Here is a 13269-nt window from a genome sequence, read left to right on the forward strand (position 1 = left end):
GCCAGTGGATACGCGCGACGACGCCGCGCGCCCGTCTGAGAGAATTGGGCACGTGATCTCTCGAATCGACCTGCGCGGCAGCGCCCTCCCCCAGGGCGCCGGCCTGCGCGCACTGCTGCCCCGAGCCGAGTTCGACGTCGCGGCCGCCCTGGACAAGGTGCGGCCCATCTGCGAGGACGTCCATCATCGGGGCGACGCGGCGCTGGTCGAGTACGCGGAGAAGTTCGACGGTGTGAAGCTGGCGAACGTACGGGTGCCCGCCGAGGCCCTGCGTACCGCGCTTACCGAGCTCGATCCGCAGGTCAGGGCTGCTCTGGAGGAGTCCATCAAGCGGGCGCGCGCCGTGCACCGCGCCCAGCGCCGCAGCACGCACACCACCCAGGTCGTGCCCGGCGGATCCGTGACCGAGAAGTGGGTTCCGGTCGAGCGCGTGGGGCTCTACGCGCCCGGCGGACGGTCGGTCTACCCGTCGTCCGTGATCATGAACGTGGTGCCCGCGCAGGAGGCCGGCGTCGAGTCGATCGCGCTCGCCTCCCCGGCCCAGGCCGAGTTCGGCGGCCTTCCGCACCCGACGATCCTCGCCGCGTGCGCGCTGCTTGGGATCGACGAGGTGTACGCCGCGGGCGGTGCCACGGCCGTCGCGATGTTCGCGTACGGCACCGAGTCCTGCCCGCCCGCCAACATGGTGACCGGCCCCGGCAACATCTGGGTGGCCGCCGCCAAGCGCTACTTCACCGGCAGGATCGGCATCGACGCCGAGGCCGGACCCACTGAGATCGCGGTCCTCGCCGATGACACGGCCGACCCTGTGCACGTGGCATCGGACCTGATCAGCCAGGCCGAGCACGACCCGCTGGCCGCCGCCGTCCTCGTCACGGACAGCGAGGCGCTCGCCGAGGCCGTGGAGCGCGAGCTGGAGCCGCAGGTCGCGGCGTCCAAGCACATCGACGACCGGATCGTCCCGGCGCTCAAGGGCGAGCAGTCCGCGATCGTCCTCGTGGACACCCTGGAGGACGGCCTGAAGGTTGTCGACGCGTACGGCGCCGAGCACCTGGAGATCCAGACCGCCGACGCCACCGCCTGGGCGGACCGCGTCAAGAACGCCGGCGCGATCTTCGTGGGCCCCTGGGCCCCCGTGTCGCTCGGCGACTACGCGGCCGGTTCCAACCACGTGCTGCCCACCGGCGGCTGCGCCTGCCACTCCTCGGGTCTGAGCGTGCAGTCCTTCCTGCGCGGCATCCACATCGTCGACTACTCGCAGGACGCGCTCGCCGATGTCGCCCACCATGTGGTGACGCTGGCGGAGGCGGAGGACCTGCCGGCGCACGGTGCGGCGATCAAGGCCCGCTTCGGGTGGAAGGTGCCCGGCAAGTGACTCAGCAAGTGACCGGTATCGACGACCTGCCCATCCGTGACGAGCTCAAGGGCAAGTCCCCTTACGGCGCCCCCCAGTTGGACGTCCCCGTCCGCCTGAACACCAACGAGAACCCGTACCCGCTGCCCGAGCCCCTCGTGCAACGGATCGCCGAACGCGTCACCGAGGCGGCCCGCGGCCTCAACCGCTACCCCGACCGTGACGCCGTCGAGCTGCGCACCGAACTGGCCCGCTATCTCACGCGGACGGCGAAGCACCAGGTCGGCGTCGAGAACGTATGGGCGGCCAACGGGTCCAACGAGGTCATCCAGCAGCTCCTGCAGACCTTCGGCGGCCCCGGTCGCACGGCCATCGGTTTCGAACCCTCGTACTCGATGCATGGGTTGATCTCGCGCGGCACCGGCACGGGCTGGATCTCGGGGCCGCGCAACGACGACTTCACCATCGACGTGGAAGCCGCGACGAAGGCGATCGCGGAGCACGCGCCCGACGTCACCTTCATCACCTCGCCCAACAACCCGACGGGCACGGCGGTCGAGGCCGAGACAGTGCTCGCGCTGTACGAGGCCGCGCAGGCCGCCAAGCCGTCGCTGGTCGTGGTCGACGAGGCGTACATCGAGTTCAGCCACGGCGACTCGCTGCTTCCGCTGATCGAGGGCCGCCCGAACCTCGTCGTCTCGCGCACCATGTCCAAGGCCTTCGGCGCCGCCGGACTGCGCCTCGGCTACCTCGCCGCGCACCCCGCGGTCGTGGACGCGGTGCAGCTCGTACGGCTTCCGTACCACCTGTCGGCCGTCACCCAGGCCACCGCACTCGCGGCCCTGGAGCACACAGACACGCTGCTCGCGTACGTGGAGCAGCTCAAGCAGGAGCGCGACCGGCTCGTCGGCGAGCTGCGTGCGCTCGGCTATGAAGTCACCCCGTCCGACGCCAACTTCGTGCAGTTCGGACGATTCGAGGGCGAGGGCGGCGCCCACGCCGTGTGGCAGCAGATCCTCGACCGGGGCGTCCTGGTCCGGGACAACGGCGTACCGGGGTGGCTGCGGGTCACCGCCGGCACGCCGGAAGAGAACGACGCGTTCCTCGACGCGGTACGAGACCTCAAGAAGGAGCACAGCGCATGAGCCGCATCGGCCGCGTGGAGCGTACGACCAAGGAGACGGCGGTCGTCGTCGAGATCGACCTCGACGGCAGCGGAAAGGTCGATGTGTCGACCGGGGTCGGGTTCTACGACCACATGCTCGACCAGCTCGGCCGGCACGGCCTGTTCGACCTCACGGTGAAGACCGAGGGCGACCTCCACATCGACTCGCACCACACCATCGAGGACACCGCGCTCGCCCTGGGCGCCGCCTTCAAGCAGGCGCTCGGCGACAAGGTCGGCATCTACCGCTTCGGCAACTGCACCGTCCCGCTCGACGAGTCGCTCGCGCAGGTCACGGTCGACCTGTCCGGCCGCCCGTACCTCGTGCACACCGAGCCCGAGAACATGGCGCCCATGATCGGCGCGTACGACACCACGATGACCCGGCACATCCTGGAGTCCTTCGTGGCGCAGGCGCAGATCGCGCTGCACGTGCACGTGCCGTACGGGCGCAATGCCCACCACATCGTCGAGTGCCAGTTCAAGGCCCTGGCCCGCGCGCTGCGTTACGCCTCCGAGCGCGACCCGCGTGCGGCCGGCATCCTCCCCTCCACGAAGGGTGCGCTCTAACCCATGAACGGCACTTCGACCGTACTGATCGTCGTCGGGCTCTTCCTGCTCGGCGGCGTGATCTCCTTCGTCAAGCAGGGCATGTCCAAGGGGCTTGTCACGCTGCTGTCCATCGGCGCCGCCATGTGCCTGCTCGCGGGCATCCTCCGTCTGGAGGTGTGGAACTGATGACCGCCTCTCCGGCCAAGAAGGTCGTCGTCTTCGACTACGGCTTCGGCAACGTCCGTTCCGCCGAGCGCGCCCTCGCGCGGGTCGGCGCGGACGTCGAGATAACCCGCGACTACGACAAGGCCATGAACGCCGACGGGCTTCTGGTCCCCGGCGTCGGCGCCTTCGCCGCCTGTATGAACGGTCTCAAGCAGGCGCGCGGCGACTGGATCGTCGGCCGCCGGCTGTCCGGCGGCCGCCCGGTGATGGGCATCTGCGTCGGCATGCAGATCCTCTTCGAGCGCGGCATCGAGCACGGCGTCGAGACCGAGGGCCTCGACGAGTGGCCCGGCACGGTCGGCCCGCTGGAGGCCGACGTGGTCCCGCACATGGGCTGGAACACCGTCGAAGCCCCGTCCGGCACCCGGCAGTTCGCCGGGCTCGACGCGGACGCGCGGTTCTACTTCGTGCACTCGTACGCGGTCCACGACTGGTCGCTCGAGGTCCACAACCCCACGATCACCGCCCCGCTCATCACCTGGACCACGCACGGCAAGCCCTTCGTGGCCGCGGTGGAGAACGGTGCGCTGTGGGCCACCCAGTTCCACCCCGAGAAGTCCGGCGACGCCGGTGCGCAGCTCCTGACCAACTGGATCGGAACCCTCTGATGTCCCCTTCCGCTTCTGAGAAGCTCGAACTCCTGCCCGCCGTCGACGTCCGCGACGGCCAGGCCGTACGCCTCGTCCACGGAGAATCCGGCAGCGAGACCTCGTACGGCTCCCCGCTCGAAGCCGCCCTCGCCTGGCAGAGCGCGGGCGCCGAGTGGCTGCATCTCGTGGACCTGGACGCCGCGTTCGGCACCGGCGACAACCGCGCGCTGATCGCAGAGGTCACCGGCGCGATGGACATCAAGGTCGAGCTCTCCGGCGGCATCCGCGACGACGCCTCCCTCGAAGCCGCGCTCGCCACCGGCTGCACCCGCGTCAACCTGGGCACCGCCGCCCTGGAGACCCCCGAGTGGGTCGCCAAGGTCATCGCCTCGCACGGCGACAAGATCGCCGTCGGCCTGGACGTACGCGGTACGACGCTGCGCGGCCGCGGCTGGACCCGCGACGGCGGCGACCTCTACGAGACCCTGGAGCGCCTCAACTCCGAGGGCTGTGCCCGCTACGTCGTCACCGACATCGCCAAGGACGGCACGCTGCAGGGCCCCAACCTGGAGCTCCTGCGCAATGTCTGCGCGGCGACGGACCGTCCCGTGGTCGCCTCGGGCGGCGTCTCGTCGCTCGACGACCTGCGCGCGATCGCCTCGCTCGTCCCGCTGGGCGTCGAGGGCTCGATCGTCGGCAAGGCGCTCTACGCCAAGCAGTTCACGCTGGAAGAGGCCCTGGAGGCCGTGTCGTGACTCTCGCCGTCCGTGTGATCCCCTGCCTGGACGTCGACAACGGCCGGGTCGTCAAGGGCGTCAACTTCCAGAACCTGCGCGACGCGGGCGACCCCGTCGAGATGGCCAAGGTGTACGACGCCGAGGGCGCCGACGAGCTGACCTTCCTCGACATCACGGCCTCGTCGGGCAACCGCGAGACCACCTACGACGTGGTCCGCCGCACCGCCGAGCAGGTCTTCATCCCGCTCACGGTCGGCGGCGGTGTGCGCACCGCCGAGGACGTGGACAAGCTGCTGCGCGCCGGCGCCGACAAGGTGGGCGTGAACACGGCGGCCATCGCGCGGCCCGACCTGATCCGCGAGATCGCCGAGCGCTTCGGCCGCCAGGTCCTCGTCCTCTCGGTCGACGCCCGTCGCACCGAGTCCGGATCCTTCGAGGTCACCACCCACGGCGGCCGCAAGTCCGCGGGCATCGACGCCGTCGAATGGGCCCACCAGGCGGCCGAGTTGGGCGCGGGCGAGATCCTGCTCAACTCGATGGACGCGGACGGCACCAAGGACGGCTACGACATCGAGATGATCGAGGCCGTACGCAAGCACGTCACCGTTCCCGTGATCGCCTCGGGCGGCGCGGGCAGGCTGGAGCACTTCGCCCCGGCGGTGGCGGCGGGCGCCGACGCGGTCCTGGCCGCGTCCGTCTTCCACTTCGGCGATCTGCGGATCGGTGAGGTGAAGTCGGCGCTGCGGGAGGCCGGGCACGTAGTGCGGTAACGGCCTCTCGAGGCGCCATCATCCCTTTCTCGAGAAATCCCTGCGGGTAGCTCGAGTTGACCTCTAACCTTGCTCCAAGTAGGCAATGGGGCCAGGGAGTTGGGTGGGGAAGATGGCGAAGCCGAGCACGGAAGGGCTCGATCTCTCGGAGGGCACGTTCATCCGCTGCATGCCGGTGGACGAGCGGACCACGCACATCCAGGTGAACTTCAAGCAGTTGAAGGTCGTCACCCATGACCCGGCTGTTCTGCAGCCGGGCAATGTGCGCCTGCGCCCCGCGGATGTCACGGACGAGGACGTGGAGCTGCACTCACTGGTGCAGCGCGGTCTCGAGCTCGGCAAGAAGTCGAACATCCCCAAGTACGCGGCGTACATCCGGCGTCATGTGGCAGGCGAGCAGCCCGGGGTGCTGCCGCCCATCCATCTGTGGACCGAGCAGCCGCTGTTCATCTACCAGCATGCGATGCAGGGGGTCGTGCAGGACTTCCTCTGTGTGCCGCACGGGGTGAAGCTGATCGCCATCGACGGCGAGACCCAGCTGGCCAGCCACTACCACCTGCAGCATGACAAGGACGTTCCCGAAGAGCTCAAGGACCTGCACAGGACAGCCAAGTTGAGTGCTGTGGTGCATGACGCCCGGCCCTATCTCGAGGCCCGGCAGTTCTTCCATGATCTCAACGTCCTCGGGGTCCGGGTGAACACCACCATCGCCCTCGCCATGGACACCGCCGACCCGCTGATGGCGGTCGTGGGCCGTATCTCGGACGACGTGCCCTTCTTCCGCGGCAGGGTGGAGCGGATCGCGCGGCAGATCAAGAAGGACAGCCACAAGGTGGTCAAACTGCAGGACCTGCGGCAGTGCGTGGTCAACATGGTGCACGGCATCGCGGGGGTGCAGTTCGGTACCAAGCCGGCCCCCGTCGACAGGGTCGACCTGGACGCCCTCGGGACGGTCGCCCGTGACTGGCTCACGGCGTACACGGACGCGTTCGGCGTGGAACTCGCCGACCGTGAGGGGTGCGTGGCCGGCACGGGCACCGTGCTCGCCGCGGTGGGTGCGCTGGGGCAGACCTTGCTGACGGCTCCCGAGGGCGAACGTCCCGCGCGCCAGAAGGCACTGATCGCGAGCCTCGCACAGATCGACTGGCGCAAGGGCGACCACTGGCTCGGCACGGTGCTGACCCAGACCCCCAAGGGCAACTACACCATCAATGGTCCCAAGCAGTCGGCGTACGCCGTCTATGCGGCGCTCTCCCACGAGGACACCAGCGCGTACCGCAGGGTGAGGCATCAGGCGGAGCCGGCGTCCGCCACCGAAGAGCCCGCGGGGGAGTCCGCCGAGTAGTCCACCGGCGCCGACGCAAAAAAACGGCCCCGTCGCCGGGGCCGTTCCTGTCGGCTTGCGCCGAACTCGTACATCCAGACTAGCAGCCAGCCCTTCGGCCGGGAGAAGCTCGTGAGCACCGTCATCGCCTACGTCGACGGATTCAATCTCTACTACGGAATGCGTGCGAAGTACGGCCACCGCTACTACTGGCTGGACCTTGCGGCGCTGGTCAGACGGGTGCGGCCGCAGGACTCGCTGGTCGGCGTCCGCTACTTCACGGCGCCCGTGCGGGGAGAGCCGGCGGCGGCCGCGAACCAGTCGGTCTACTTGAACGCGCTGGCCGCGCACAGTCCGGCGGAGGTCGAGACGGTGCTCGGCCGGTTCGCCGCGAAGCGGCTGCGCTGCAAGACCTGCCGCGGACCCCTGACGTGCGCCTGCACACCGCCGGTGAGCCACCGGACGTACGAGGAGAAGGCGACCGATGTCGCGATCGGCGCCCGTCTCGTGGAGGACAGCGCCCTGCGGGCCTCGGACGTGGCCCTGATCGTCTCGGCCGACACGGATCTGGTGCCGGCCATCGAGGCCGCGCAGCGCCTCGATCCGGCGCGTGCGATCTATATGGCCCTGCCGCCGGGCCATATGCGGCCCAGCCGGCACTTCAGCACGGTCGGCTACTTCAACATCAACGAGTCGGCGCTGCGCGCCTGCCAGCTTCCGGCGCTCGTCAAGGACGCGGTCTCGGGGGCGGTGTACGCCCGTCCGGCCAAGTGGCACTGAAGTGCTCCTCAGCGCCGTGCGGGCGGTGGCGCAGGGCTGACGGCCGGGGCCTCTCACCGTATGGAAATCGCTTGCCCCGTACGGCAGTCGGCGCGATCATCGCCGTTCGTGACTGCTGACGCGCCCTCGCACGTGAAACCGACCGGATCCTCCGCAATCGAACCGTCCGCGCCTCTCCCCGTCCACCGCGACGGCAATGTCCTGCGCTGGCTCAGCGCGTACGCCGCCTCCATGGTCGGCGACAGCGTGTACTTCCTGGCCCTCGGCTGGGCCGCCGCCCAAGTCGCGGGGCCCGCGCAGGTGGGCGTGGTGATGGCCGTCGGCGCCGTGCCGAGGGCGCTGCTCATGCTCGGCGGGGGAGTCGTCGCCGACCGCTTCGGGCCGCGCAAGGTCGTCATCGGCTCGGACGCCGTCAGGTCGCTCCTGATCCTCGCCGCGGCCGCCGCCCTGTGGCTGGCCACCCCCGGGCTATGGCTCCTCGTGGCACTCGCGCTGCTCTTCGGTGTCGTGGACGCGCTGTTCATGCCCGCCGTCGGGGCGCTGCCTGCGCGGATCACCTCGCGGGGCGAGCTGATGCGGCTGCTCGGCTTCAAGGCCTTCGTGGACCGCATGGGCCGACTGGCCGGGCCGCCGACGGCCGGCTTCGCGCTCGGCGTGGGCGGTCCCGAGGCGGCGTTCGCGGCGGCGGGCGTGCTGTTCGCCCTGTCGCTCGCGCTCCTGGTCGCCGTACGGATCGCACCGGTGCTGCCCGACGAAGCGGCGCGAGAGGGGGCGCAACGCGCCACGGCCTGGCGGGAGTTGAGGGACGGGCTCGGTTACGTCCGCCGGCATCCCGTGGTCGGCCCGCTGGTCGTGTCCGGCGCCATCAGCCAGATCGGGATCACCCCGCCGCTCACCGTGGGCATCGTGCTGCTCGGCGAGGAGCGCGGCTGGAGCCCCGCCGGCGTCGGCCTCATCCTGGGTGCGATGGCGCTCGGCGCGGGGATCAGTACGCTCGGGCTCGCCGTCGCCGGCCGGTTCCCCAGGGCGGGCCTCTGGGCGACCGTGACCCTCGCGGTGGCGTCCGTGGCGATCGGTGCCATCGGACTGCTGCCGACCGTCGCCGGCGCCGCGGCCGTGGCGCTGCTCGCGGGTCTGGTGAGCGGGATATGCGGCGGCCTCTCCTCGACGCTGATCCAGGCCAACACCGAGCCCGGCTATCTGGGCCGGGTCTCCTCGGTGATGGCCTTCACGGCAGTGGGTCTGACGCCGCTGTTCTTCCCGGTGGGCGGCTGGGCGGCCGGGGTGTGGGGCGCGCAGCCGGTGTTCGTCGTGGGCGGTGCGGTCAGCATGGCGGCCGCCCTGCTGCCGCTGGCTGCCCGCGCCGTCTGGCACGCCGAGCTGCCCGGCAAGCGCTGAGTTCACCCGTGGCAGGGCATGGCCCGCATCCACCCCCGGTCGAAGAGATAGGAAAGGAAAGTTGCGCAAAATTAGTTGTGCAACTTTTCTTTCCTATCTACCTTGGGGGCATGGCGGAGAAGAAGGCACGGCAGATCACGGACGTCGAGACGCTCAAGGCGCTCGGCCATCCGCTGCGCATGAAGCTGTTCCGTGCGGTCTATGCCGCGCGCACCGCGACGGCCTCGCAGCTCGCGCAGACCGTGGACGAGGCGGTCTCGCTGGTCAGCTATCACCTGCGGACGCTCGCCAAGCACGGCCTCATCGAGGAGGCCGAGGGGCAGGGGAGCGACGGGCGTGAGCGCTGGTGGAAGCCGGCCGCGCAGTCGCTGACCATCAGCGACGAGGACTTCATCGACGAGCCCGGCAAGGCCGCCGCCCACCGCTCGGTCACACGGCTCTTCCAGGACCAGCGTGCCGAGCTGCATGCGCGCTATGTGGACGAGAAGGCCGCGTGGGGCGCCGAGTGGAGGAAGGCGGCTTTCGACTCGGAGTACCTGCCCCGGCTGACAGCGCCCGAACTGGCCGCCCTGAGCGAGGAGTTGGACGCGGTGCTGCGCAAGTACGACGAGGTCGGCCGCGCGGCCGAGGCCGCGGGCGAGACCGAGGGCCGTGAGCAGATCGCGGTCCACCTCTACGGCTTTCCCTTCCGCCCGTGAGCGCCCCGCAGAGCGGCATAGCCGGCGCGGTGGACCGCCCCGCCCACCGCGACCCCAACGTCCTGCGCTGGCTCGGCGCCTACGGCTCCTCGATGATCGGCGACGCCGTCTACTTCATCGCCCTGTCCTGGGCCGCCGCCCGCACCGGCAGCGCGGGGCAGGCGGGGCTCGTCCTCGCGATCAGCGCCGTGCCGCGCGCCCTTCTGATGCTGTACGGCGGTGTGATCGCGGACCGGTTCGGGCCGCGCCGCGTCGTGATCGGCTCGGACGCCGTCCGGTTCGCGGTCATCCTCGTCGCCGCCGGTGTCCTTGTCGCCGCGCAGCCGGGGATCTGGTTCCTCGCGGTGATCGCCCTGGTCTTCGGCGCGGTCGACGCGATCTTCATGCCGGCGGTCGGCGCGCTTCCCCCGCGTATCACCGGACAGTCCCAACTCGCCCGCGTCCAGGGCCTGCGCGGCCTCGCCGCCCGTATCGCCCTGGTCACCGGCGGTCCTGTGGGCGGGTTCGCGGTCGCGGCCGGGGGCTCCGCGGCCGCCTTCGCCGTGGCCGCCGCACTGTTCGCGGTGTCCCTTGTGCTGCTTTTCGCCGTACGTGTAAGGGAGTTGGCGCCCGACGACAAGGCGGGGGACGGGCGGCCGGAGTCCGGGCAGTTGCGCGCCGGACTGCGCTACATCCGCCGCCACAAGGTGCTGCTGCCGCTGATCGTCGCGATGGGCGTGACCGAGCTCGGCTTCTCGGGCCCCGCCAACATCGGCCTCGTCCTGCTCGCCGACGAACGGGGCTGGGGCGCCTCGGGGATGGGGCTGACCATCGCGGGCTTCGGGGTCGGCGCGGGCGCGGCCTCGCTGCTGCTCGCGGTGCGCGGCCGGCTGCCGCGTGCGGGTCTGGTGCGCGCGTGCGCGGAGATCGGCGGAGCGGTGGCGCTGGCGGCGATCGCCTTCGCGCCCTCGGTGGCACTGGCGGCCGTGGCCGGTCTGTTCGTCGGGCTGCTCGCGGGCACGAGCGGCGCGCTGAGCGGGGCGCTGCTGCAGACTCAGTCCGACCCGGCGTACATCGGCCGGGTCACCTCCGTCTACATGCTGCTCGCGCTGGGGCTCGCGCCTCTCTGCTATCCGCTCACCGGCGCCGCGATCGGCATCTGGGGCTCGCGGCCGGTGTTCGTGGCGAGTGCCTGCCTGATCGTGGTCGGCTCGGCGATCGGTCTCGCGTCGCGGTCGCTGCGTACGGCGGAACTGCCGGGAGCCAAGCCGTCGGCACCGGCGCGGCCGGACAGTGCGCACGAGGTGAACGTGCCGGTGGAGGGGGCGAGTTCGGCAGGGTGACCCGGAGTGCCGCCATGGGTGGCCCTCCGTGCCGGCACTGGTGATTTCGCCGATGCACGGATTCCGGTTCCGCCAGGACAGTGGCGCCTGTCACTCACTGTTCCAGCGAGAGGAACCCTTCGTCGTGCAGCAGTTCACCGAAGAGAGCCGCACCCCCACCGCCGGACGGAACAAGGGCCGGACCCGTGCGGTCCGCGCCGGACTCGCCGCGCTCGTGGCCGTCGGCGCGCTGATGACCTCCGGGACCGTCACCGCCCATGGCGCGGACAACCCCTACGAGCGCGGTCCCGCGCCCACCCAGTCCAGCATCGAGGCCTCACGTGGCCCGTACTCCGTGTCCCAGACCTCGGTGTCCTCACTGAGCGCCTCAGGGTTCGGCGGCGGCACCATCTACTATCCGACCACCACGAGCGACGGCACCTTCGGCGCGGTGGTCATCTCGCCCGGCTTCACCGCGTACGAGTCCTCCATCGCCTGGCTCGGGCCGCGCCTGGCCTCGCAGGGCTTCGTGGTGTTCACCATCGACACCCTCACCACGCTCGACCAGCCCGACAGTCGGGGCCGTCAACTTCTCGCCGCCCTTGACCACTTGACCCAGCGCAGCACCGTACGCAGCCGGGTCGACGCCACGCGCCTCGGTGTCATGGGGCACTCCATGGGCGGCGGCGGAACCCTCGAGGCGGCCAAGAGCCGGCCCTCGCTCCAGGCGGCGATACCGCTCACCGGCTGGAACACCGACAAGACCTGGCCCGAACTGCGCACCCCCACGCTCATCGTGGGCGCGGACGGGGACAGCGTGGCGCCGGTGTCCTCGCACTCCGAGCCGTTCTACCAGAGCCTGCCGAGCACCCTCGACAAGGCGTATCTGGAGCTCAACGGGGCGACACACTTCACGCCCAACAGCTCGAACACGACCATCGCGAAGTACAGCATTTCCTGGCTGAAGCGGTTCATCGACAACGACACCCGCTACGAGCAGTTCCTGTGCCCGCTGCCACGGCCGAGCTCGACGATCGAGGAGTACCGGGGCAACTGCCCGCACACGGGCTGATCCCGGCGCGGGATTCCGGCCGGGTTGCGGCTGGGTTCCGGTCGCATTGCCGCGGGATTGCGTCCGGGGTTCCGCACGTGGTTACGCGGCAGTAGCGTGCGATGCGTGACCGGAGCGGAATGGGCGGATCCAGGGGACCGGCTGTACGGCCGGGACCATGAACTGGCCTGGTGCGGGCGCCTGTTGGCGCAGCTCGGGGCCGGTAGGGGCGGGTCGTCGGTGGTCACCGGCGACCCCGGCCTCGGACGTACGGCGCTGCTGCGGCACCTCGCCGGGACGTTCACGGGCGGGACGGCGTGCTACGTGCCCGCCGTCCCGCCGCGGGACGTCCGTGACGGTGTGCTCGGGCAGCTCTATGCCGGACACCCGGCCGGCCGGCTGCGGTCCGCGCTCCTGTCGGCCGCCGGGACGCGGCCGCTCCTGGTGTGTGTGGACGACCTGCATCTGTGGCCCGACTCCCCTCGGGCCGCACTGCATACCGTGGCCCGGGGGCTCGCCGCCGAGCCGGCCCCCGTCGCGCTGATCCTGTCCGTCGCCGCACACCGGGTCGCCGGACTGGCCGGTGACCTGCCGGTCCTGCGGCTCGGCCCGCTGGACGACGAAGCGGCGGGCGCACTCCTGGAACGGCTCCTCGCCGACCGGCCCGTGCCGCCCGCCGTACGCCGGCGGCTGCTGGATGCCGCGGCCGGCAGTCCGCTGGTGCTGCAGGAGCTTGTCGCGGGGCTGGAGGGTGCGGGCCGGCCTGGGGACCCCCCGGGCGGCCGGCATCCGCAGGCGCCAACGGGCCCGGCTCCCGGCGAAGTTGTTCCCCCCGATACGGCGGCGGAGCCCCGGCTCCTCGCATCCGTACCTCCCGAACCGGCGACCGGATCCCGTCCCCTTGCGGCCGGACCTCGCCCTCTTGCAGCCGGTCCCCGCCTCCTCGCGGCCGAACCCCACCCCCTTGCGGGCGGACGCCACCCCCTTGCGGGCGGACCCCACCCCCTCGCGGCCGGACCCCACCCCCTTGCGGGCGGACGCCTGTCGCCGGCGCCGCAGGACCCGCCCGCCGATGACCGCATCCCTCAGGCACTCCGGCTCGTGGCCGCCGCTGAGCGGGCCTGGCTCGAGGGGTGGCCGGAGCGGGCGGTGCGACTGCTCGCTCCCGTACGGCGGCTCGCGCTGCCCGACAGCGTGACCGGGCAGGCCGAACTGGTCCACGGCCTTGTCGAGTTGGGTGAGGGGCCGATCGGCGACGCGCGGGCGTCCCTGCTCCTTGCCGCCCGCCGGCTCGCGGCACACGACCCGGCCCAGGCGCTGCGCG

General features: G+C 71.1%; 13 protein-coding genes and 1 pseudogene. All 14 read left to right on the forward strand.

The window, feature by feature from the left end; genetic code table 11:
* Positions 1 to 52 precede the first annotated feature (52 nt).
* On the forward strand, positions 53 to 1375 hold the full coding sequence (gene hisD / locus ABT367_RS30110; RefSeq protein WP_352256421.1) for a histidinol dehydrogenase: 1323 nt from the start codon (positions 53 to 55) through the stop codon (positions 1373 to 1375).
* A gap of 8 nt (positions 1376 to 1383) precedes the next feature.
* The gene (locus ABT367_RS30115; RefSeq protein WP_352256433.1) at positions 1384 to 2499 is read left to right on the forward strand and encodes a histidinol-phosphate transaminase; all 1116 of its coding nucleotides are present in this window, start codon (positions 1384 to 1386) and stop codon (positions 2497 to 2499) included.
* On the forward strand, positions 2496 to 3089 hold the full coding sequence (gene hisB / locus ABT367_RS30120) for an imidazoleglycerol-phosphate dehydratase HisB (RefSeq protein WP_352256422.1): 594 nt from the start codon (positions 2496 to 2498) through the stop codon (positions 3087 to 3089). The genes ABT367_RS30115 and hisB overlap by 4 nt, the downstream gene beginning before the upstream one ends.
* A 3-nt stretch (positions 3090 to 3092) precedes the next feature.
* Positions 3093 to 3257, forward strand: coding sequence for a hypothetical protein (locus ABT367_RS30125; RefSeq protein ID WP_352256423.1), 165 nt, complete (start codon positions 3093 to 3095; stop codon positions 3255 to 3257).
* Positions 3257 to 3904, forward strand: coding sequence for an imidazole glycerol phosphate synthase subunit HisH (hisH, locus tag ABT367_RS30130; protein WP_352256424.1), 648 nt, complete (start codon positions 3257 to 3259; stop codon positions 3902 to 3904). Before ABT367_RS30125 ends, hisH begins: the two co-directional genes overlap by 1 nt.
* Positions 3904 to 4641, forward strand: coding sequence for a bifunctional 1-(5-phosphoribosyl)-5-((5-phosphoribosylamino)methylideneamino)imidazole-4-carboxamide isomerase/phosphoribosylanthranilate isomerase PriA (gene priA, locus ABT367_RS30135; protein ID WP_352256425.1), 738 nt, complete (start codon positions 3904 to 3906; stop codon positions 4639 to 4641). Before hisH ends, priA begins: the two co-directional genes overlap by 1 nt.
* Positions 4638 to 5393 carry an imidazole glycerol phosphate synthase subunit HisF gene (gene hisF / locus ABT367_RS30140; protein ID WP_352256426.1) on the forward strand — a complete coding sequence of 252 codons (756 nt, stop codon included), beginning with the start codon at positions 4638 to 4640 and terminating at the stop codon, positions 5391 to 5393. Before priA ends, hisF begins: the two co-directional genes overlap by 4 nt.
* Before the next feature lie 112 nt (positions 5394 to 5505).
* A complete protein-coding gene (locus ABT367_RS30145; protein WP_352256427.1) occupies positions 5506 to 6738 on the forward strand; it encodes a DNA sulfur modification protein DndB in 1233 nt (410 codons plus the stop codon).
* A gap of 111 nt (positions 6739 to 6849) precedes the next feature.
* On the forward strand, positions 6850 to 7497 hold the full coding sequence (locus ABT367_RS30150; protein WP_352256428.1) for an NYN domain-containing protein: 648 nt from the start codon (positions 6850 to 6852) through the stop codon (positions 7495 to 7497).
* A gap of 108 nt (positions 7498 to 7605) precedes the next feature.
* The gene (locus ABT367_RS30155; RefSeq protein WP_352256429.1) at positions 7606 to 8895 is read left to right on the forward strand and encodes an MFS transporter; all 1290 of its coding nucleotides are present in this window, start codon (positions 7606 to 7608) and stop codon (positions 8893 to 8895) included.
* A 110-nt stretch (positions 8896 to 9005) separates the two neighbouring features.
* Positions 9006 to 9593: an ArsR/SmtB family transcription factor gene (locus tag ABT367_RS30160; RefSeq protein ID WP_352256430.1), complete on the forward strand. Its 588-nt coding sequence runs from the start codon at positions 9006 to 9008 to the stop codon at positions 9591 to 9593.
* Positions 9590 to 10915: an MFS transporter gene (locus tag ABT367_RS30165; protein ID WP_352256431.1), complete on the forward strand. Its 1326-nt coding sequence runs from the start codon at positions 9590 to 9592 to the stop codon at positions 10913 to 10915. The genes ABT367_RS30160 and ABT367_RS30165 overlap by 4 nt, the downstream gene beginning before the upstream one ends.
* 124 nt (positions 10916 to 11039) lie before the next feature.
* Positions 11040 to 11966, forward strand: coding sequence for a bis(hydroxyethyl) terephthalate hydrolase (gene bdeA, locus ABT367_RS30170; RefSeq protein WP_434975571.1), 927 nt, complete (start codon positions 11040 to 11042; stop codon positions 11964 to 11966).
* Positions 11967 to 12071: 105 nt separating this feature from the next.
* Positions 12072 to 13269 (forward strand): annotated as a pseudogene (locus ABT367_RS30175) (hypothetical protein); the annotation flags it as partial.

This window comes from Streptomyces mesophilus (assembly GCF_040300965.1).
Classification (GTDB): Bacteria; Actinomycetota; Actinomycetes; order Streptomycetales; family Streptomycetaceae; genus Streptomyces; species Streptomyces mesophilus_A.